A 20,446-nucleotide genomic window follows, 5' to 3' on the forward strand; every position below is an offset into this window, starting at 1 on the left:
TTCCGGGGGCGGGATCCGGTCACTTCACGGGACGGCTCAGCCGGTCGTGACGGCGGTGTCGTCGACGACGAAGCTGGTCTGCAGCGAGGAGTCCTCGACACCGCTGAACTTCAGGGTGACGGTGGAGCCCGCGTAGGACCCGAGGCTGAAGGACTTCTGCACGTAGCCGGAGGCCGCGTTGAGGTTGGAGTACGTGGCCAGGGTGGTCGAACCGGCGGTCACCGTCAGCTTGTCGTACTGGGTGCTGGTGGTGGTCTCGGCGGTGTCGATGTGCAGGTAGAAGGTGAACGTGGTGTTGGTGCAGCCGCTCGGGATCGTCACCGACTGGGACAGCGTGTCGGTGTGGGTCGATCCGTAGCCGTCGAGCCAGGCGTAGTAGGAACCGGCGTGGGCGGACTCACTGCTGGAGTTGGTGATGACACCGCTGGACGCGGTCCAGGTGGTGTTGCCGGACTCGAAGCCCGCGTTGCCCAGCAGCTGGGACGAGGTGCAGGTGCCGCTGGAGGAGCCGACGGTCCAGGTGAAGGAGGCCGAGCCGGAGGCGCCGGTGGAGTCGGTCGCGGTGACGGTGACGCTGTAGGTGCCCGCGGTGGACGCCGTGCCGGAGATCAGACCGGTCGAGCTGGAGATGGACAGGCCGGTGGGCAGGCCGCTCGCGCTGTAGGTGAGGGTGGCGCTCGCGCTGTCGGTCGCCGAGATCTGGAGGCTGACCGAGGAGCCGGTGGTGGTGGACTGGCTGCCCGGGTTGGTGACGGTCACCGTGTTGCCGGTGGTGGTGCCGGAGGTGAAGGCGGTGGTGCCGTTCGGGGTGCCCCAGCCGGTCGGGCCGTCGTAGCCGGTCTCGGCGGTGCAGAAGTAGGCGGTCGAGCAGGAGCCGTTGTTGCCGCTGGTGACGTCGTACAGGTTGCTGGTGTGCGAGTACGGGTACTTCGCCGGGTAGTCGCTGGTGCCCGGGGTGCCCGCGAGGGCGTAGACGCCGGCGATGATCGGCGAGGAGGCACTCGTACCGCCGTAGACCGCCCAGCCGGAGCCGCCGTAGGTGTCGTAGACCGCCACGCCGGTGGCCGGGTCGGCGACCGCGGAGACGTCGGACTCCATGCGCTTGGTGCAGCCGGTGTCGGTCTGCCAGCTCGGCTTCGCGTCGTAGGAGGAGCAGCCGGAGCCGGTGCCCTCGGAGGAGCTGGTCTTCCACACGGACTCGGTCCAGCCGCGGGTGGAGGAGGAGGTGGAGAGCGCGGTGCCGCCGACGGCGGTCACGTACTGGGAGGTCGCCGGGTACTCGGCGCCGTAGTCCTCGTCACCGGCGGAGACGGTGATCGCGACACCCGGGTGCTTGAAGTACGAGGTGTCCTCGCTGGTCTGCGAGGAGGACTCGGAGCCGCCCCAGCTGTTGGAGACGAACTTGGCGCCGAGCGCGACGGCCTCGTTCTCGGCGGTGCCGAGGTCGGAGTCGGTGGCCGAACTGGCCTCGACGAGGATGATGTTGCAGTTCGGGCAGACCGCGCTGACCATGTCGATGTCGAGCGCTTCCTCGCCGGCCCAGCCGGAGTCGTTCGAGGGCAGCGAGGTCGTCGAACCGGTCTGGCTGACCTGCTTGAAGCAGCCGTTGGCGACCGTGCACGCCGACAGGCCGTACTGGGAACGGTAAGTGGCCAGGTCGGAGGCCGCGTTGGGGTCGTTGTAGGCGTCGACCACGGCAACGGTCAGACCGGAGCCGCCCGTTGAGGGCAGGTTGTAGGCGCTGTGCAGGTTGGTCGGGCTCAGGCCGGAGGGGGCGGCCGCGAGCGCCGAGGACAGCTGCTGCTTGATGTCGGTGCGGCGCTGCGCGAAGCAGTTGACCTCACCGGGCTTGGAGACGGTGGCGCACAGGTGCTTGGTCGGCACCTTCTGGCCGGCCTTGCCGGTGCTGTGCACGGCCTGCCGGGCCGGGTCGGTGAGCGCCTTGGAGTTCTGGGTGACCCGTGAGGTCTGCGCGGTGTGGGCGGTCGGGGCCGCGGCGGTCTGCGCCTGCGCGGTCGGTGCCGCGACGAATCCGGAGACGGTGAGGGCGAGGGCGGGGAAGGCGAAGGCAATGAGTCTTCGCAGGCTCCGTCGTGATTCACGCATGGGGTACTGCCTCCATCAGTGGGGTTACAAGGCAGGCCCGTGACGCGCGTAGCGGCGGCAGAGTGCGCAGTCATGAGCATGACATTTTGAACACCCTGCGACACCGAGGTGCGTGGCATGACAGGACGGTGCAGAACCTAACGGGATCCGGTCGCGGACGGCTCCCCCGGACGAAGATCTTTGCCCCGGCATAGAGAGCGCTTAGCCCCCTCATAGGAGGGGGTTGGCGCGTACATGATGAGGACTATGCCCAGAGCTGACCCTGGAGGGTCGCGATGGCTTCCTCGGTGGTGGTGGCGGTGTAGACGCCCGTCGACAGGTACTTCCAGCCGCCGTCGGCGACCACGAACACGATGTCCGCGCTCTCCCCGGCCTGTACGGCCTTCTTCCCGACGCCGATCGCGGCGTGCAGCGCGGCACCGGTGGAGATGCCCGCGAAGATGCCCTCCTGCTGGAGCAGCTCCCGGGTCCGGGTCACGGCGTCCGCCGAGCCGACCGAGTAGCGGGTGGTGAGCACGGAGGCGTCGTAGAGCTCGGGCACGAAGCCCTCGTCGAGGTTGCGCAGCCCGTAGACCAGGTCGTCGTACCGCGGCTCGGCGGCGACGATCTTCACGTCCGGCTTCTGCTCGCGCAGGTACCGGCCGACGCCCATGAGCGTGCCCGTGGTGCCGAGTCCGGCGACGAAGTGCGTGACGGACGGCAGATCGGCGAGGATCTCCGGACCGGTCGTCGCGTAGTGCGCGCCCGCGTTGTCCGGGTTGCCGTACTGGTAGAGCATCACCCAGTCGGGGTGCTCGGCGGAGAGCTCCTTGGCCACGCGCACGGCGGTGTTGGAACCGCCGGCGGCCGGGCTGGAGATGATCTCCGCGCCCCACATGCCCAGCAGGTCCCGGCGCTCCTGCGAGGTGTTCTCGGGCATCACGCAGACCATGCGGTAGCCCTTGAGCTTGGCGGCCATCGCGAGCGAGATGCCGGTGTTGCCGGAGGTCGGCTCCAGGATGGTGCAGCCCGGGGTGAGCCGGCCGTCCTTCTCCGCCTGCTCGATCATGTGCAGGGCCGGGCGGTCCTTGACCGAGCCGGTCGGGTTGCGGTCCTCCAGCTTCGCCCAGATCCGGACGTCGGCGGACGGCGAGAGCCGCGGCAGGCACACCAGGGGGGTGTTGCCCACCGCGGCCAACGGGGAGTCGTAGCGCATGCCGATCTCAGGCCATGCCACCGGCGACCGCCGGCAGGATCGTCACGGTGTCGCCGTCGGTGAGCTTGGTGTTGATGCCGTCGACGAAACGGACGTCCTCGTCGTTCAGGTACACGTTGACGAAGCGGCGCAGCTTGCCGTCGTCCACGATGCGGGCGTGGATGCCGGCGTGCCGGGTCTCGAGGTCGTTGAAGAGGTCGGCGATGGTGTCACCGCTGCCCTCCACCGCCTTCTGACCGTCGGTGTACTGGCGGAGGATGGTCGGGATGCGGACCTCGATGGCCATGGTTGCGGGCTCCTGTCGGGAAGTCTGGGTGGTTGGGCGCGCACAGCAGCACGCCGCGGCTCATGGCCGTACGGCGGCAGGGAAACGTCAACAGATGGCGCTGTTCAGCCTGCACAGGTCGACGTGCAGCCGCGCCACGAGCATGCTGCCCGGCGCCTTCTCGCTCACGTCGTTCAGAACCATGGGGTCATCGTATCGATTCCCGGCCGATGTCCTGGAGTGTGATCCCACATACCGGACGCATTCCGGCCGAGGGGTGAGATGACTTACCCAGGGGACCGCGGACCTAGTACGACCCCACCACCACGACCTCCTCCTCCGTCACCTCGCCGTCCACGATCCGGTACGAGCGGAACTGGAAGTCGCCGAGGCCGTCGGTGTCGGCCGTCGAGACGAGGACGTAGTGGGCGCCGGGCTCGTTGGCGTAGGAGATGTCCGTCCGGGACGGGTACGCCTCGGTCGCCGTGTGGGAGTGGTAGATCACCACCGGCTCCTCGTCGCGGTCGTCCATCTCGCGGTAGAGCTTGAGCAGGTCGCCGGAGTCGAACTCGTAGAACGTGGGGGACATCGCCGCGTTCAGCATCGGGATGAACCGCTCGGGGCGGTCCGAGCCCGCCGGGCCCGCGACGACGCCGCACGCCTCGTCGGGGTGGTCCTTGCGCGCGTGGGCGACGATCTGGTCGACGAGGGCCTGGGTGATGGTCAGCATGTTCGCCAGGATAAGCAAAGGGCCGCCCCGTACCGGTGGGTGGTACGGGACGGCCCGGATGCCGGACGCCCTGAGCGGCTGCCGCGGGGGGCGCCACGAGTGCTCCCCGCGGCGGGCGTCCCGGAGGGGTTGGTCAGTTCGCCTTCTCCAGCGGCGCCGTCTCGCGCCGCGCGGCGACCTCGGGGTCGCGGTTCTTCAGGACCAGCCAGCCGACGCCGAGCGCGGCGGCCCAGCCGGCCATCACGTAGAGGCAGACGCGGGAGTCGGCGTCGTAGGCGATCAGGCAGGTCACGAAGAGCAGGAACGCGATGGCGATCCAGCTGCACACCGCGCCGCCCGGGGCCGGGAAGGAGGAGGCCGGCAGCCGGCCCGCCTCGACCGCGCGGCGGTACAGCACGTGGCTGATCAGGATCATCAGCCAGGTCCAGATGCCGGCCGCGGTGGCGACGGAGGTGACGTAGCCGAAGGCCTTCTCCGGGACGACGTAGTTGAGGACCACGCCGATGCCCATGAAGAGGACCGAGACGGTGATGCCGAACGCCGGGGTCTTCGACGCGGACAGCCTGCGGAAGACGGCCGGGGCCTCGCCGCTGTCGGCCAGGTTCCGCAGCATGCGGCCCGTGGAGTACATGCCGGAGTTGCAGGAGGAGAGGGCCGCGGTGAGGACGACGAAGTTGACGATACCGGCGCCGGCCGGGATGCCGATCTTCGCGAAGGCCGCGACGAAGGGCGAGACGCCCGGGGCGAACTCGGTCCACTTCACGACGCAGAGGATCACCGTGAGCGCGCCGACGTAGAAGAGGGCGATGCGCCAGGGCAGGGTGTTGATCGCCTTGGGGAGGGTCTTCTCGGGGTTCTCCGACTCGCCGGCGGTGACGCCGACCAGTTCGACCGCGAGGTAGGCGAACATGACGCCCTGCAGGGTCATCAGGGAGGAGCCGACGCCCTTGGGGAAGAAGCCGTCGAACTGGTAGAGGTTCGCGACCGACGCGGTGTCGCCGGCGCTGCTGAAGCCGAAGGTCAGGACGCCCAGGCCGATCACGATCATGCCGATCAGGGCGGTGACCTTGACCATGGAGAACCAGAACTCCAGCTCTCCGAACACCTTCACGGAGATCAGGTTGACCCCGAAGAGGATCACCAGGAAGACCAGCGCGGTCACCCACTGGGGGACGGAGGGGAACCAGTAGTTGACGTAGATCGCGGCGGCCGTCAGCTCGGCCATGCCGGTGACGACCCACATCAGCCAGTACGTCCAGCCGGTGAAGTAGCCGAAGAACGGGCCGAGGAACTCCCGGGAGTACTCGGCGAAGGAGCCGGAGACCGGGCGGTAGAGCAGCAGCTCGCCGAGGGCCCGCATGATGAAGAAGACGATGGCGCCGGCGAGGGCGTACATCAGGATGAGGCTGGGTCCGGCCTTGGCGATGTTCGCCCCGGCACCCAGGAAGAGCCCGACGCCGATGGCGCCGCCGATCGCGATCATCTGGACCTGGCGGCTGCCGAGCCCGCGCTCGTACCCCTCTTCGGAGGCTTCGGAGGACCCGGTGGCCTTCCCGGAGTCCTTCTCCGACGTGTCGACCTGAGCGGAGGTCATGTGTGGTGTGCGCCTTTCTCCATGCCGAACCGGGCCTCTCGTCGGCCTCGGATCGGGTTTCGATCCCCCCGGATGATGGAGCGGTGCCTGACCGGTGGTGGCCGGTTCGGTGGCGCACCCGGACGTACACATGGGTGGTGTGCGCGCCGGGCGGTCGTGAAGATTTATCACGGCCGCAACACTGATCACCGGGGTCCGCCGAGCGGGATTGTGGCGCAGACCACGGGAAGAAGCGGACAAAGCGCTGCCGAAGAGGGCATACATGGCCGCATCGGTGACTGGATCGTTATCCGGATTTGAGCGTCCTCTGAGCGAACGCTTTTCCCGGGCGAATTACGGCATAAGGGTGGCGACCAGGGTCTCCTGGAGGCCGCCGAGCCACAGGTACGCCATCACCATCGGCTTGCGCGGGTCCTCGTCCGGGAGCCGGTAGAGCAGGTCGGTGTCGTCCTCGTCGGTGATGTCGAGCCGGGAGCCGATGGCCAGGCGCAGGTCGTTGAGGGCGCCGAGCCACTGCCGGGACTCCTCCTGGGACAGCTTGAGGACCGTGCCGGACTCCTCCACGGGGGCGAGGGCGTCCAGGGAGCGGATCACCGCCAGGGCGCTCTCCCGCTTGCCGGCCCGCAGGTCGTTCTCGGTGTAGCGGCGGAACTCGGCCGAGTGGTCCCGCCGCTCCGCCGCCTCCTGCTCCGAGTCCGGGAGCTTCTCCGGGTCGCAGTAGGCGTCCGGGAAGAGCCGGCGCAGCACCGGGTCGGTGGGCGCCTCGCTGGGGCCCTCCGCGAACAGCTCGGCGAGCGGGTCGCCGGAGGCGTCCTCGGCGGGACCGGGGCCGATGAGCTCCAGGAGCTGGACGGCCAGCGTCCGGATGATCGAGATCTCTACGTCGTCGAGGGCGACGGCCGCGCCGCCGCCGGGGAGCGGTTCGAAGATTCCTGGCATGGAGGGGGTTCGCTGCTTCCGGTCCTGGTCGAGGAGTCTGGCTGCTTCCGGTCCGGCTATTTCCGGTCCTGCTGGAGGGTGGCCCACAGTCCGTAGCCGTGCATCGCCTGCACGTCGCGCTCCATCTCCTCGCGGGTACCGCTGGAGACGACCGCCCGGCCCTTGTGGTGCACGTCCAGCATGAGCTTGTGGGCCTTGTCCTTGGGATAGCCGAAGTACGTCTGGAAGACGTACGTCACATAGCTCATGAGGTTGACCGGGTCGTTGTGCACGAGCGTGATCCACGGGACGTCGGGCTCGGGTACGGCGAAGGTCTCCTCCGCCGATTCGGTGCGTTCGATCTCTACGGGAGCGGGTGACGTCACATGGCCCATGCTGCCACGGCCGCCAAAAATCGTCACACTGACGAAATGGGGGTAGCATCTGTTGCCATGAACACTGCGGACCTTGGGCTGCCGGTGGATGTTCCGTCGACGGCGCTCTTCACCGACCAGTACGAGCTGACGATGCTGCAGGCCGCCCTGAAGGCGGGTACGGCCGAGCGGCGGAGCGTCTTCGAGGTCTTCACCCGGCGGCTGCCGGAGGGTCGCCGCTACGGCGTCGTGGCGGGCACCGGACGCGTCCTGGACGCGGTCGAGAACTTCCGGTTCGACGACGACGTCCTCGGCTTCCTGGCGGAGCGGTCCATAGTCGACGGGCCGACCCTGGAGTGGCTGGCCGGCTACCGCTTCAGCGGGGACGTCTGGGGCTACCCCGAGGGCGAGGTCTACTTCCCGGGGTCGCCGATCGTACGGGTGGAGGGCTCCTTCGCCGAGTGCGTGCTCCTGGAGACCGTGATCCTCTCGATCCTCAACCACGACTCGGCGATCGCGGCCGCCGCCTCCCGGATGTCCTCGGCCGCCGGGGACCGCCCGCTGATCGAGATGGGCGCCCGCCGCACCCATGAGCTGGCCGCCGTGGCCGCCTCCCGCGCCGCCTACGTCGGCGGCTTCGCCACCACCTCCGACCTCGCCGCCGGCTTCCGCTACGGCATCCCGACGGTGGGCACCAGCGCCCACGCCTTCACCCTGCTCCACGACCACGAGCGCGACGCCTTCCGGGCCCAGGTGGACTCGCTCGGCCGGGGCACCACCCTGCTGGTGGACACCTACGACGTCGCCGAGGCGGTCCGAATGGCCGTGGAGGTGGCCGGGCCCGAGCTGGGCGCGGTCCGCATCGACTCCGGCGACCTGCTGCTCGTCGCCCACCGGGTGCGCCAGCAGCTGGACGAGCTGGGCGCCGTGAACACCCGGATCATCGTCACCTCGGACCTCGACGAGTACGCCATCGCCTCGCTGGCCGCCGCCCCCGTGGACGCGTACGGCGTCGGCACCCAGCTGGTCACCGGCTCCGGGCACCCCACCTGCTCCATGGTCTACAAGCTGGTCGCCCGCGCCGAGTCCGCCGACCCGAAGGCGCCGCTGGTGCCGGTGGCGAAGAAGTCGTCGGGCGGCAAGACGTCCGTCGGCGGCCGCAAGTGGGCGGCGCGGCGGCTGGACGCCGACGGGGTGGCGGAGGCCGAGGTCGTCGGCACCGGCGAGGTCCCGGCCGGCCTGGTCGACCAGCAGCTCCTGATCGAACTGGTGAAGTCCGGGGAGGTCGTCGCCCGCGAGCCCCTGGACGCGGCCCGTGGGCGGCACGCGGCGGCCAGGGCCAATCTGCCCCTCTCCGCGACCCAGCTCTCCCGTGGGGAACCGGTCATTCCGACGGAGTACGTACGGGGGCGCTCGGGTAGCTAGAGCGGGTGCCCGCGTACGCGCCCCGCAAAGCCCCCTCCCCTACGCCCCCGTAAGTCTCTACGCTCGGAGGTTCAGGCCGGGCCCGCACCCCACTTTTCCGCGTCTCCCCCGTCGACGGACCCGATACCGAAAGCGAAGGACACCGACCATGCGCCGCGCCTTGATCGTCGTTGATGTGCAGAACGACTTCTGCGAGGGGGGCAGCCTCGCGGTGGCCGGAGGTGCCGATGTGGCCGCCGCGATCACGGAGCTGATCGGGCAGGCCCCGGCCGGCTACCGCCACGTGGTGGCGACCCGCGACCACCACATCGCGCCGGGCGGCCACTTCGCCGACAACCCCGACTACGTCCACAGCTGGCCGGCGCACTGTGTCGCCGGCACGGAGGGGGTGGGCTTCCATCCCAACTTCGCCCCGGCGGTCGCCTCCGGCGCGGTGGACGCGGTGTTCAGCAAGGGCGCGTACGCGGCGGCGTACAGCGGCTTCGAGGGCACCGACGAGAACGGGGTCGGGCTCGGCGAGTGGCTGCGCGAGCGGAAGATCGACGAGGTGGACGTCGTCGGCATCGCGACCGACCACTGCGTACGGGCCACCGCCCTGGACGCCGTGCACGAGGGCTTCCGCACACAGGTGCTGCTCGCCCTCACGGCGGGCGTCGCCGAGGAGACGACGGAACGCGCGCTGGAGGAGCTGCGGGAGGCGGGCGTGGAGCTTACGGGCAAGCCGGTGGTCTGACCTTGCTCCGGTAGTGGGCGGCTGCGGGCCGGTGGGGGCTGGTCGCGCAGTTCCCCGCGCCCCTTGGTCGGCTGCCCAGCCGTGCGTTATGCAGCTGTGGGTCTGCGGAGGAGGGATCTGATCGGTCTCCAGAGTTCGGTGGCGGTGACACCGTTGTCAGGGGCCGTTCGCCATATGAGGCCGTCGGGGTGGTGGAGGACGGCTGTGATCTCGTCCGGGGTGGGTGGGGCGGCGTTGCCGCGCAGGTAGACGGCGCGCATGCCCAGGTTGCGGAGCCTCGTCAGGGCCCGGGCGCGGTTCTGGGCGTGGACGAGTACGCGGACGGCGGAGCAGCCGTCCGCGGTGGCGGGGCTGGGCAGGTTCAGCGCCACCACCACTCTGCCGTTCGGCAGCTTGCAGAAGCCTCCTGCGGCCATGCGGTCACACCCCCGTGCGTCTCGGTGTCAATAAGAAAGCCACAGGACGCACCTAAACACGATCGGCGGCGACCCGCCAAGGGGGTCACCGCCGAAACATGTCTGACCTGCGAAGACGCGAATTACTTCACCGCGGGGCCGACCCGGAGGGAGATCGTCGAGCCGTCCCGGGCCTCCTTCTCGATGCTGATCTTCGTGTTGGTGTCAGTGATCTTGACGCCGCCGGCCGGGTTCGACGCGTCGTAGTAGTCGCTCTTGTGGTCGTTGAAGACCGACACCCCGGACGACTTCCTGATCTTGGTCGCCACGTCCGCCTTGTGCAGCGTGATGCCGTCCGTCGCGTAGAGGCTGAACGGCGAGTCGTAGCCCTGGACGCGGTTGCGCATCAGCGTGCCGTCGGACCACTTCAGCGCCGTCGGGTGGGAGTCGATCGGGAGGATCAGACCGGTACCGGGGTGGACACTGGTGTTGTTGTCCGCCTCGGAGGTGTCCCACTTCCAGATCAACAGGCCGTTCTGGTACGGGTAGTGCTCCACCCAGTCCGGACGGGTCGTCGAGAAGCCGAAGTTGTACGGGCCGACCTTGAGGGTCTTGTCGTACGACACGTACTGGCGGTTCTCCGCGATGTAGTACTGCGCGTAGTCCTTGGTGAAGGACGCGCCGATGCGGGAGAAGCCGGAGGCGGTCCAAGCCGCGTCCGCGGACTCCGCGTTGTCGGAGAAGACGGCCGCGCCGTCCGCGGTCAGCGTGATCTCGTCGGCCGCGAAGCCCTTCAGGGCGACCCCGCCGTCGGTCTGGTAGCGGAAGCGGAGCTGGATCTTCTGGCCCGCGTAGGCGTCCAGCGGGTACGACAGCTTGGTGTACGCGTCGACCGAACCGGTGAGCGCCGGCTTGTCGCTGCCGTCGCGCGGGATGGCGGCGCCGTTCACCGTGCCGTCCAGGGCGGTCCAGTTGGCGCCGCCGTCGGTGGACACCTCGGTGTAGAGGTAGTCGTAGTTCGCCTCGATGTCGTACCAGCCGTCGAGCGAGAGGGTCGCGGACGACTTGCCGGTGAGGTCGACGTCACGGGTCAGCGTGTTCTTGAGGTTGTCGCCGCTGCCGCTCCACCACTGGGCCGAACCCTCGGCCGGGGTGACCACGGTGGTGGTGACCGCCTTGTCGGGCAGCGAGACCACGAGGGCCTGCTTGTTCTTCGTGTTGTACTCGGCGACGCCCAGCTTGTGGCTGGACCTGGTGTCGGCCTTGGCCACGTCGTAGTTGAGCCAGCCGAGCTGGAGCTTGTCCCAGGCGTTCATGTCGCCCGGCAGGTCGCCGATGGCCTCCTTGCCGGTGCCCAGCCAGGAGCCGGAGGACATCAGGGTCCAGAAACCGGTGGAGTTCTCGCCGCCGTTGGTGTCGTACTCGTCCGGCAGGCCGAGGTCGTGGCCGTACTCGTGGGCGTAGACGCCGAGTCCGCCGTTCTCCGGCTGCATGGTGTAGTCGCCGACCCAGATGCCGGTGTCGCCGACCTGGGTGCCGCCGAGCTTGTTGTCGTCCGGGCCGGTGGCGCCGGCGTCGGTACCGAAGGCGTACCAGCGGTGCGCCCAGATCGCGTCGGTGCCCTGGGCTCCGCCGCCCGCGGACTCGTCCTCGCCGGCGTGCACGATCTGGAAGTGGTCGACGTAGCCGTCGGGCTCGTTGAAGTTCCCGTCGCCGTCGTAGTCGTAGCGGTCCCACTGGTCGTACTGGGCGAGGTCGGCCTTGATGGCGGCGTCGGACTCGCCGGCCGCCTTCTGCTCGGCGACCCAGGAGGTCAGGCCGTCGCGCACCAGGTTCCAGACGCTGGAGCAGGTGGTCGAGCCGCAGGCGTTGTTGCCGTAACGCGCCTCGTTGTAGGGGACCTTGACCCAGTCGGTGACCTCACCGTCGACCGAGTAGCGGCCCGAGGACTGCTTCTCGTAGTACTTCTTCAGCGACTCGGTGTTCTTGCCGGTGCCGAAGTAGAGGTCCTGGAAGTGGGCCTGGTTGTAGTCCGCCTGCCACGCCGTGGAGTTGTCCTTGGTGCGGTCCGGCTCGGCTATCTGGTTGTGCAGCGGGCCGGCCGTGCCGTTGTAGCGGGGGTCGGTCTGGTCGCCGAACTCCACCAGGATCGTGAAGATCCTGTCCGTCTTCTCACGGCCGAGTTCGACGTACTTGCTGTCGCCCTTCTTGCCCTTGAGCTGGACGACCTTGGATCCGTCGCGGTCCTTGACCTGGGCCTTGCCGGATATGACCTGGTCGAGGGCCTCCTGGCGCTGGGCCTCCTGGGTCTTGCTCAGGGGGCCGTCGAGGTCGTGCTCCTCCTGCTTCGCCGACGGGTCGTGCCGGTCGACGGTGCCGGTGGCCGCCGCCGGGGTCGCGGCCTCCGCGACCGCGAAGGTGGCGAAGCCTACGGAGGCGGTCGCGAGCGTCACGCCGACGGCGAGTGCTCTGAACGTCCAGGGTCTGCTGGTCACTTGAGTTCCTCCCCCGCGCCGCGCGCACGGCAAGGAGGACCGGGTGATGGTTGGGGGTCCGTGCGCGCACGTTCAACGCGTCGATTCAAGTGACGACATTTGACTACTGGTTTACGAGAAAAGACAGACCTTGACTCGGAGCGTTCAACTGCACTATGCGGAGAGGAAGTTCGCTTTACGGACGCCGAGGGTGCGCGCTGCCCACGGCGGAGCCCCCTCAACCGGCGCGCATATGCCTGCGGTTGCCGTATGCCATGCGACCGTGCGCCCCCTGTGCACCGGTACCGTGGGTTAGGTCACGCTTACCGGACGTTCCGCTCGGGCATGCACGCGAATAGAGTCGAACGGTGGAACGCCCGGAAACCGGTGAAAACAAGGCCGGTTCCCCGTCTCACCCCCAAATCTTCCGAGGACACGATTGCCATGCCTCGTCCGACCCCGGCACAGCTCGTCTACGGTTCGTGCACCGTGATCTGCTCGACGCTCGCCATGCTGCTGCTGTCACAGACGAGTTCGGGCATCGGGATCGCGGTCATCGCGCTCGCGGCGCTCGGTCTGGGACTGCTGGTCGCCATGACGGTCCCGCTCCCCCGGCCGCGCACGGTCGCACAGTCCCTGCCCACCCCGACCGCACTGCCCGAGGTGCGGGTCCCCGTGCACCGGGAGACCGTGGCCGCCGCCGCGGCCGAACCCGTCCGGGAGCCCACCGCGCCCTGACGCACCCCCACCAGTCAAGCCGAAGTCGGCGGGTCCGTGAGACTGACGGACCCGCCGACTGCTGTGGTGCCCCCCTGCCTCCCCGCCCCGCTCAGGTGGTGACGACGACCGTCTTCGCGGCCTTGTCGTGCAGCCCCTGCTTGTACGGCTTGTCGAAGTAGCTCCAGCCGCCGCAGATCACGGTCCAGACGCAGGCGCAGCAGAAGGCGAACGGGATCCACAGCACCAGGGCGCGCAGCAGTGAGGTCTGGGCGGAGGGCGTGGCACCGTCGTTCAGGTTGGCGACCCGCATGCCGAGCCACTTCTTGCCGAGGGTGCGGCCCGACTTGGCGATCATCAGGGTGTCGTAGGCGACGAAGAGGACGGCGGCGATCAGCGACTGCGCGAAGGACCGGCCGGCCGAGATCTTGTCCCCGTCCATCTGGTACTCGCTCACCCCGAACGCCCAGGTGAGCAGCACCACCACGATGCCCACCAGGATCATGTCGATGATGCGCGCGAGGGTGCGCTTGCCGCTGTCGGCGAGCGGGGGCATCCCGGCGAGCGGGTCCTCGGGTCCGCCCTGGCCGCCGTCCGCGCCGTAGGGGCCGCCGCCGTAGGAGGGCGGCGGGGGCTGCGCGCCGCCGTACGGAGCGTCGTACGGCGAGCCCGTCCCCTGGCCCTCGCCCGGGCCTGACGGGGGTTGCTTCCTGAACGGGTCGTCGTCCGGCGGCTGTCCGGAGCCCGGGGGCGGAGGCGGTTCGGTGCTCATGGCCCGAGTGGACCGCGCGGCGGCCCGGTCCGCATCCGGCGCGCGGCCGTACGGGGTACGGGTCGTATGGGGTACGGGTCGTACGGGGTACGGGTCGTACGGGGTACGGCCGCCGCCTGGTCAGTCCGCGACGAAGGTGTGCGCCGCCTTGTCGTGCCAGCACTGGTGCCAGGGCCGGTCGAACAGGCACCAGGCGACACCGATGATCCCGACGCCGAGCAGACCGGGCACGGTGTACACCAGCCAGCGGCGCAGCGCGGCGCCGAAGGCCGGGGGCTCGTGGCCCTCGATGTCCCGTACCTCCAGGCCGAACAGCTTCTTGCCGAGGGTGCGGCCCCACTTGGCGGTGGGCAGCACCTCGTAGAGGACGCCGACGACGAGCAGCGCGCCGAGCACGATCCCGAGGTACAGGCCGGTCGTGCCGTCGAGCAGCCAGACGGTCTCGGTACGGCCGGACAGCTTGGCCGCGTCGATCTTGTCCTGGACGTGGTCGGCGGCCCGGGTGCCGAACGGTACGGCGGCCACGGCGGTCACCGCGCCGACGACCAGGCTGTCGACGAGCCGCGCCGCGAACCGCTTGCCGAGCCCCGCGGGACGGGCCGCCGACTGCCGCCGGGCGGCCGCCTGGAAGACGTCGTCCACCGGCGGCTTCCACGGCGTCACCGGCTGGTCCCCGGCGAGCTGGTGCACCTGCTGCGCCCAGGACGACTGCCCGCCGCCGGCGCCCGGGGCCATGGGGGTACCGGACGCCATCGGGGACGGGGCCGCGGCGGACTGCTGCGGGGGTACGGCGGGGGCGACGGCCTGGGAGGCGGCGGGGGCCGCCCCCTGCGCGGGCTGGGCCTGCGCGGGCGGGGCGGGCGGCGACTGGGCGGCCGCCGCCCGGGCCGCGGCCGCCTTGCCGGCGCCGAAGCCGGGACGACCGGTACCTGGCCCGGCGGCTCCGGCCTCTCCGACAGCTCCGACAGCTCCGGCAGCTCCTGCGGATCCGGCGCCTGGCGCGCCCACCGGACCCTGCGCACCGAAACCACCCGCGCCACTGGCCCCGGCCGCACCCTGGCCACCGGACCCCGGCGCCCCGAACCCGCCCGAACCCGCCGCGCCGAACCCGCCCGCGCCCGGACCCGGGGACGGTGTGCCCTCGCCGCGGATCGGGCGGAACGTCATCGTGCCGTCGTCCAGGGGGGGTTGGGCCGTGGGCGGGGTGCCCGCAGGGCCGAGTGTCGGCCTGCGGAAGATGAACGTGCCGCCGGAGTCGAGGTCCCCCTGGTCGGCCGGCGGGATCGTGGCCGTGCCGTCGGTGCGGGAGGCGTGTCCGTCCGGCCGGGGCGGGGAGCCCGCCGCCCGGGGGTCGGTACCCCAGGCGCCGCCCTCCGCGGTCCAGCCGGCGGCCGGGCCCGGCTGCGGGTCCTCGTCGAAGAAGTGCGGGCCGGTCTCCTCGACTCCGGAGGGCACGGGGGACGCGGAGGGCGCCGGGCCGGAGCCGGGCGGCGGAGCGAGCGGTTCGCCGTCGGACGGGGCCGGGCGGCTGGTGCCCGGCACCCACGCGGCACCGTTCCAGTAACGGACGTAGCCGGGGATGGACGGGTCCGGGTAGTAGCCCTCGCGGGGCCGTTCGTCACCGGGTGCCGGGGTTGGGGCGCTCATGTCCGTCGTCCCGTATCTGCTCGGGGGTCGTGTGGGAGCCTCCACATCTATCAGACCCGGGTGCCCGCCACCGCCAGTCCCGCAGGACCCGCCCCTTTCCGGGCGGCCCTGTGCACCCCCTTCACCGCACCCGAAAAAAATTTCCCGGAACCCGCGTAATGCTCGCGGCCCCAGCCCCTCTCCACACGTACGGGCCCACGCGCAGGCGCCCGCACGACTGATCGAGAGAGGAAACGGACGTCATGCATCACACCGTGGTGGAACGCGAACTGGAGCTGCGGCTCATCCTGTCCCCCGAGCGGAGCATCCCGGTCCCGGCCCGGCTCAGCTACCGCTCCGACGACCCGTACGCCGTCCACGTCAGCTTCCACGTCAACTCCGAGTCCCCGGTCCACTGGACCTTCGCCCGCGATCTGCTCGTGGAGGGAGTGTTCCGGCCGAGCGGACAGGGGGACGTGCGGGTGTGGCCGACGAAGTCGGAGGGCCGCAGCGTCGTGCTGATGGCGCTGAGCTCACCCGACGGCGACGCTCTCCTCGAGGCACCGATCCCCCAGGTGTCCGCCTGGCTGGAGCGGACGCTGCGGGTGGTGCCCCCGGGGACCGAGGGCGGGCAGCTGGGGATCGATGACGCGCTCGATCAGCTGCTCGCCCAGTGAGGCCGGTGAGGTCTTCGACGGATGGGATCAGAACAGCTTGCCGGGATTGAGGATGCCCAGCGGGTCGAAGACGTTCTTGACGGCCCGCTGCATCTCCACGCCCACCGGCCCGATCTCCCGGGCCAGCCACTCCTTCTTCAGGACGCCGACGCCGTGTTCGCCGGTGATCGTGCCGCCGAGTTCCAGCCCGAGGCCCATGATCTCGTCGAAGGACTCGCGGGCCCGGCGGCACTCGTCGGCGTCCTGGGCGTCGAAGCAGACGGTGGGGTGCGTGTTGCCGTCGCCCGCGTGGGCGACGACCCCGATGGTCAGCCGGTGCTTGTCCGCGATGCGTTCGACCCCTTCGATCAGGTCGCCGAGCCGGGAGCGGGGCACGCACACGTCGTCGATCATCGTGGTGCCCTTGACGGCCTCCAGGGCGACCAGCGAGGACCGGCGGGCCTGGAGCAGGAGTTCGGACTCGGCGGCGTCGTCGGCCGGGACCACCTGGGTGGCGCCCGCGGCCTCGCAGAGCTCGCCGACGGCGGCGAGATCGGCGGCCGGGTCCGTGGTGTCGAAGGCCGCGAGCAGCAGCGCCTCGGTGGACTCCGGCAGGCCCATGTGGGTGAGTTCGTTGACCGCCTTGACGGTCGTACGGTCCATCAGTTCGAGCAGGGACGGCACATGGCCTCCCTCCATGATCCGGCACACCGCGTCGCAGGCGGCGGCCGCGGAGCCGAACTCGGCGGCCAGCACCAGCTGCCCGGGCGGCTTGGGCTTCAGCGCGAGGACCGCCCGTACGACGACACCGAGCGAGCCCTCGGAGCCGACGAAGAGCCGGGTCAGGTCGTACCCGGCGACACCCTTCGCGGTACGCCGGCCGGTGGACATCAGCCGTCCGTCGGCGAGGACGACGTCCAGGCCCAGCACGTACTCGGCGGTCACCCCGTACTTCACGCAGCACAGCCCGCCCGAGGCGGTGCCGATGTTGCCGCCGATCGTGCACATCTCCCAGCTGGAGGGGTCCGGCGGGTAGGAGAGGCCGAGCTCCTCGACGGCGCGGGAGAGGGTGGCGTTGACGACGCCGGGTTCGACGACGGCGATCCGGTCGACCGGCGAGATCTCCAGGATGCGGTCCATCTTGGTCAGCGAGAGCACGATGCAGCCGTCGGTGGCGTTGGCGCCGCCGGACAGGCCGGTGCGGGCGCCCTGCGGTACGACCGGGACGCGCAGTTCGGTGGCGACGCGCAGGACGTGCTGGACCTGCTCGACCGTGCGCGGCAGCACGACCACGGCCGGGGTGCCGGCCGGGCAGAAGCTCGCCATGTCGTTGGCGTAGGAGGCGGTCACGTCCGGGTCGACGAGGACCGCGTCGGCCGGCAGGCCCGCGAGGAGCCGGTCGGTGAGGTTTCCGGTGGTCTCGTCCCGAGGCGCTTCGATACGGCTCATGATCACAGCGTCGCACCCGGGGCCATCGGTGTGAACCCCACAGGGTCCGTCCTTGGGCCGCACGGATGTGGTGGTCGTATTGACGCACAGTGTCCGGCATGTGCGCGCTCGACAACCGACCGTCCGGACCTGCCACCTCGCTGCTCACGGAGCCGGGGCCGCCACGCCGGCGGCGCCGGGTGCTGCGGCGGCTGCTGGTCGTCGCGCTGGCGGGCGGGGCGGCGGCCGGCGGGGCGCTGCTGCTGTGGCATCCGCACGAACCGCGCCGCTCGCCGCGGCCCCCGGCGGCCGGGCCCCAGGTGAACCGGCAGGCGTCGGCGCAGCTGCTGACGGCGGTCGTCAACGGACTGCCCGCCGCGCTGCCCGACCTCACGGCCCTGATCGGTGAGCGGGAGGCCCGGGTGCGGGAGCGGCCGAGGGACGCGCACGCCTGGGCGGTGCTGGGGGCCGCGTACGTGGAGCGGGCCCGCCGGACCGCCGACACCGCCGACTTCCCCAAGGCCGAGAACGCGCTGCAGACCTCGCTGGAGGTGTCCGCCCGGGGCAACTCCGAGGCGCTGGGCGCGCTCGCCGCGCTGGAGAACGCGCGCCGGGACTTCCCCGAGGCCAAGCGGTTCGGCGAGGAGGCGGTGAAGGCGGCGCCGAAGCGGTGGTCGACGTATCCGGCGCTGATCGACGCCTACAACGGGCTCGGCGACTACAAGGCGGCCAGGTCCGCGCTGGACAAGCTGACGGCGCTGAAGGTCGGGGCGGACGTGAAGCCGGCCGTGATGGCGCGGGCCTCGGCCGTGTACCGGGACCGGGGCTGGCGCGAGGACGCGGCGGCGCAGGTGACGGACGCGGCGGCGGCCGCGCGGACGCCCGCCGAGCAGGCCGCGTATCTGTGCCAGGCCGGGCAGCTGGCCTGGGAGCGGGGCGACCGCGACGACGCGCTCCGGCACTTCAAGGCGGCCGTGGCCCTCGACCCCGACCAGTCCGCGGCGCGCGCCGGGCAGGGGCGGGCGCTGGCCGCGCTGGGCCGGACGCAGGAGGCGGTGACCGCGTACCAGGGGGCTCTCGCCCATCGGCCGGCCCCTCAGGTCGCGCTGGAGCTGGGCGAGTTGTACGAGTCGCTGGGGCTGGGGCGGGAGGCCGAGGCGCAGTACGGGCTGTTGCGGGCGCAGGTCCAGCGGGAGCTGGACGCCGGGATCGACGACGACCTGGTCATCGGCCAGTACGAGGCGGACCACGGGGACGTCCAGGAGGCGGTGCAGCACCTGGAGGCCGAGTGGGACCGCCAGCCCGGCATCGAGGTCGCGGACGCCCTCGGCTGGGCCCTGCACCGCTCCGGCGAGGACCAGGAAGCCCTGCGCTACGCCTCCATCTCAACCGACTCCACCAAGGGCGGCGGCATCCGCAGCGCCCTCTACGCCTTCCACCGCGGCATGATCGAACGCGACCTCGACCTCGACGCCCCCGCCCGCCGCCACCTCCAGGACGCCCTCCGCATCAACCCCTACTTCTCCCCCCTCCAAGTACCGGTCGCAAAAACAACCCTGACCGCCCTCGGCCAGGAGCCCCCGGAGGAACCCCTGCCGGGGTGACGCCGGCGAGGGCAACGCCCCAGGGGCGCGGGGAACCCACCGGCCGAACCCGACCGCGCACAGAGGCCGAACACCGAACGCCGGCGGGCGCAGCCGACCAAGGGGCGCGGGGAACTGCGCGACCAGCCCCCACCGCCCCGCACCCACCCACCGGCCGCACCCACCCGTCGGCTCACAGATTCCCGCGTCGCTCCTGCTCCCGCTCGATCGCCTCGAAGAGGGCCTTGAAGTTGCCCTTGCCGAAGCCCATCGACCCATGCCGTTCGATGATCTCGAAGAAGACCGTCGGCCGGTCCTGGACCGGCTTGGTGAAGATCTGCAGCAGGTAGCCGTCCTCGTCCCGGTCGGCGAGGATCCTCAGCTCGCGCAGGGTGTCGATCGGCACCCGGGTGTCGCCGACCCACTCGCCGAGGGTGTCGTAGTAGGAGTCCGGCGTGTCGAGGAACTGCACACCGGCCGCGCGCATGGTCCGTACCGTCCCGACGATGTCGTTCGTGTTGAGCGCGATGTGCTGGACGCCCGCGCCGCCGTAGAACTCCAGGTACTCGTCGATCTGGGACTTCTTCTTGGCGATGGCGGGTTCGTTGATCGGGAACTTGACCTTCAGCGTGCCGTCGGCGACCACCTTGGACATCAGCGCGCTGTACTCGGTGGCGATGTCGTCGCCCACGAACTCCTTCATGTTCGAGAAGCCCATGACCTGGTGGTAGAAGCCGACCCACTCGTTCATCCGGCCGAGTTCGACGTTGCCGACGCAGTGGTCGACGGCCTGGAAGGTGCGGCGGGCGGGCGGGGCGACGATCGGCGACGCGGCGACGAACCCGGGGAGGTAGGGGCCGTCGTAGCCGACCCGCTCGACGAGGGTGTGCCGGGTCTCCCCGTACGTGGCGATCTCGGCCAGCACCACCGTCCCGTGCTCGTCCTTCAGCTCGTACGGCTCGGCCAGCGACCGCGCCCCGTGCTCGACCGCGTAGGCGTACGCGGCGCGGGCGTCCGGCACCTCGATGGCGAGGTCGACGACCCCGTCGCCGTGCTCGGCGACATGGCGGGCCAGGAAGCGGCCCCAGTCGGTGTCCGGCTTGATGACGGAGGTGAACACGAACCGGGCCGAGCCGTTCTCCAGGACGTAGCTCGCGGTCTCACGGCTGCCGTTCTCCGGTCCGGAGTACGCGACCAGCCGCATGCCGAAGGCGGTGGAGTAGTAGTGCGCCGCCTGCTTGGCGTTGCCCACGGCGAAGACGACCGCGTCCATTCCCTTGACCGGGAAGGGGTCGGCCTGCCGGACGGTCGTGTCGGGAGTGTGCTGTGTGGTCTGCGTCATGGTCGAAGGGTGAACCCGGCGGGCAAGGTGTGCAATAGTTCGCGTTTCTGCTGGGCAATCTGTTCAGCGATACGCCGGTGTCGGCGGACTTTCTGTACAGGATGACCATCCGG

The 20,446-nt window shown here is 70.5% G+C and carries 19 protein-coding genes; 5 read left to right on the forward strand and 14 right to left on the reverse strand.

Annotated elements, in window-relative coordinates; genetic code table 11:
• Nucleotides 1–36: 36 nt before the first annotated feature.
• The 8 genes from ACGFZS_RS35560 to clpS all read right to left on the reverse strand — a co-directional run bounded on the left by ACGFZS_RS35560 (nucleotide 37) and on the right by clpS (nucleotide 7,203).
• A complete protein-coding gene (locus ACGFZS_RS35560) occupies nucleotides 37–2,106 on the reverse strand; it encodes a putative Ig domain-containing protein (RefSeq protein ID WP_393798546.1) in 2,070 nt (689 codons plus the stop codon).
• Between the two features lie 244 nt (nucleotides 2,107–2,350).
• Entirely contained in the window at nucleotides 2,351–3,301 is a 951-nt protein-coding gene (locus ACGFZS_RS35565) for a PLP-dependent cysteine synthase family protein (RefSeq protein ID WP_393798655.1), read from the reverse strand.
• 7 nt (nucleotides 3,302–3,308) lie between these two features.
• On the reverse strand, nucleotides 3,309–3,587 hold the full coding sequence (locus tag ACGFZS_RS35570) for a MoaD/ThiS family protein (protein WP_089106666.1): 279 nt from the start codon (nucleotides 3,585–3,587) through the stop codon (nucleotides 3,309–3,311).
• A gap of 87 nt (nucleotides 3,588–3,674) precedes the next feature.
• Nucleotides 3,675–3,770 carry a putative leader peptide gene (locus tag ACGFZS_RS35575; protein ID WP_355711299.1) on the reverse strand — a complete coding sequence of 32 codons (96 nt, stop codon included), beginning with the start codon at nucleotides 3,768–3,770 and terminating at the stop codon, nucleotides 3,675–3,677.
• 103 nt (nucleotides 3,771–3,873) lie between these two features.
• The gene (locus ACGFZS_RS35580; RefSeq protein ID WP_393798547.1) at nucleotides 3,874–4,296 is read right to left on the reverse strand and encodes a Mov34/MPN/PAD-1 family protein; all 423 of its coding nucleotides are present in this window, start codon (nucleotides 4,294–4,296) and stop codon (nucleotides 3,874–3,876) included.
• A gap of 133 nt (nucleotides 4,297–4,429) precedes the next feature.
• Entirely contained in the window at nucleotides 4,430–5,890 is a 1,461-nt protein-coding gene (locus ACGFZS_RS35585; protein WP_393798548.1) for an amino acid permease, read from the reverse strand.
• Between the two features lie 333 nt (nucleotides 5,891–6,223).
• On the reverse strand, nucleotides 6,224–6,829 hold the full coding sequence (locus tag ACGFZS_RS35590) for a DUF2017 domain-containing protein (RefSeq protein WP_393798549.1): 606 nt from the start codon (nucleotides 6,827–6,829) through the stop codon (nucleotides 6,224–6,226).
• Between the two features lie 56 nt (nucleotides 6,830–6,885).
• Nucleotides 6,886–7,203, reverse strand: a complete 318-nt coding sequence (gene clpS, locus ACGFZS_RS35595; protein ID WP_359226597.1) for an ATP-dependent Clp protease adapter ClpS — start codon at nucleotides 7,201–7,203, stop codon at nucleotides 6,886–6,888.
• Between the two features lie 57 nt (nucleotides 7,204–7,260).
• Between clpS and ACGFZS_RS35600 the strand changes: the two genes are divergently transcribed.
• Both ACGFZS_RS35600 and ACGFZS_RS35605 read left to right on the forward strand, forming a co-directional pair.
• A complete protein-coding gene (locus ACGFZS_RS35600; protein ID WP_355711295.1) occupies nucleotides 7,261–8,607 on the forward strand; it encodes a nicotinate phosphoribosyltransferase in 1,347 nt (448 codons plus the stop codon).
• Nucleotides 8,608–8,755: 148 nt separating this feature from the next.
• Nucleotides 8,756–9,340, forward strand: a complete 585-nt coding sequence (locus ACGFZS_RS35605) for an isochorismatase family protein (RefSeq protein ID WP_355711294.1) — start codon at nucleotides 8,756–8,758, stop codon at nucleotides 9,338–9,340.
• A gap of 86 nt (nucleotides 9,341–9,426) precedes the next feature.
• On the opposite strand, the gene ACGFZS_RS35610 is transcribed toward ACGFZS_RS35605, so the two are convergent.
• Nucleotides 9,427–9,756 (reverse strand): hypothetical protein, encoded by a 330-nt coding sequence (locus ACGFZS_RS35610; protein WP_390980449.1) that lies wholly within the window; start codon nucleotides 9,754–9,756, stop codon nucleotides 9,427–9,429.
• A gap of 122 nt (nucleotides 9,757–9,878) precedes the next feature.
• Nucleotides 9,879–12,230, reverse strand: a complete 2,352-nt coding sequence (locus tag ACGFZS_RS35615) for an immune inhibitor A domain-containing protein (RefSeq protein WP_393798550.1) — start codon at nucleotides 12,228–12,230, stop codon at nucleotides 9,879–9,881.
• A 423-nt stretch (nucleotides 12,231–12,653) separates the two neighbouring features.
• Here ACGFZS_RS35615 and ACGFZS_RS35620 point away from each other — a divergent pair, with 423 nt between their 5' ends.
• The gene (locus ACGFZS_RS35620; RefSeq protein ID WP_355711291.1) at nucleotides 12,654–12,947 is read left to right on the forward strand and encodes a hypothetical protein; all 294 of its coding nucleotides are present in this window, start codon (nucleotides 12,654–12,656) and stop codon (nucleotides 12,945–12,947) included.
• Between the two features lie 91 nt (nucleotides 12,948–13,038).
• On the opposite strand, the gene ACGFZS_RS35625 is transcribed toward ACGFZS_RS35620, so the two are convergent.
• Together ACGFZS_RS35625 and ACGFZS_RS35630 are read right to left on the reverse strand one after the other, a co-directional pair.
• Complete coding sequence (locus ACGFZS_RS35625; RefSeq protein WP_393798551.1) at nucleotides 13,039–13,698, reverse strand: RDD family protein; 660 nt, start codon at nucleotides 13,696–13,698, stop codon at nucleotides 13,039–13,041.
• 120 nt (nucleotides 13,699–13,818) lie between these two features.
• Nucleotides 13,819–15,345, reverse strand: coding sequence for an RDD family protein (locus ACGFZS_RS35630; RefSeq protein ID WP_393798552.1), 1,527 nt, complete (start codon nucleotides 15,343–15,345; stop codon nucleotides 13,819–13,821).
• 242 nt (nucleotides 15,346–15,587) lie between these two features.
• Between ACGFZS_RS35630 and ACGFZS_RS35635 the strand changes: the two genes are divergently transcribed.
• Nucleotides 15,588–16,001 carry an SsgA family sporulation/cell division regulator gene (locus ACGFZS_RS35635; RefSeq protein ID WP_355711288.1) on the forward strand — a complete coding sequence of 138 codons (414 nt, stop codon included), beginning with the start codon at nucleotides 15,588–15,590 and terminating at the stop codon, nucleotides 15,999–16,001.
• Nucleotides 16,002–16,028: 27 nt separating this feature from the next.
• Here the strand turns inward: ACGFZS_RS35635 and ACGFZS_RS35640 are convergent, their stop codons facing one another.
• Nucleotides 16,029–17,435: an FAD-binding oxidoreductase gene (locus ACGFZS_RS35640; RefSeq protein WP_393798553.1), complete on the reverse strand. Its 1,407-nt coding sequence runs from the start codon at nucleotides 17,433–17,435 to the stop codon at nucleotides 16,029–16,031.
• A gap of 92 nt (nucleotides 17,436–17,527) precedes the next feature.
• Here ACGFZS_RS35640 and ACGFZS_RS35645 point away from each other — a divergent pair, with 92 nt between their 5' ends.
• Nucleotides 17,528–19,012 carry a tetratricopeptide repeat protein gene (locus tag ACGFZS_RS35645; RefSeq protein ID WP_393798554.1) on the forward strand — a complete coding sequence of 495 codons (1,485 nt, stop codon included), beginning with the start codon at nucleotides 17,528–17,530 and terminating at the stop codon, nucleotides 19,010–19,012.
• Nucleotides 19,013–19,184: 172 nt separating this feature from the next.
• Here ACGFZS_RS35645 and hppD read toward each other — a convergent pair whose 3' ends face one another.
• Nucleotides 19,185–20,333, reverse strand: a complete 1,149-nt coding sequence (hppD, locus tag ACGFZS_RS35650) for a 4-hydroxyphenylpyruvate dioxygenase (RefSeq protein WP_393798555.1) — start codon at nucleotides 20,331–20,333, stop codon at nucleotides 19,185–19,187.
• Nucleotides 20,334–20,446 lie beyond the last annotated feature (113 nt).

The organism is Streptomyces sp. NPDC048288 (genome assembly GCF_043201555.1).
GTDB lineage: Bacteria > Actinomycetota > Actinomycetes > Streptomycetales > Streptomycetaceae > Streptomyces.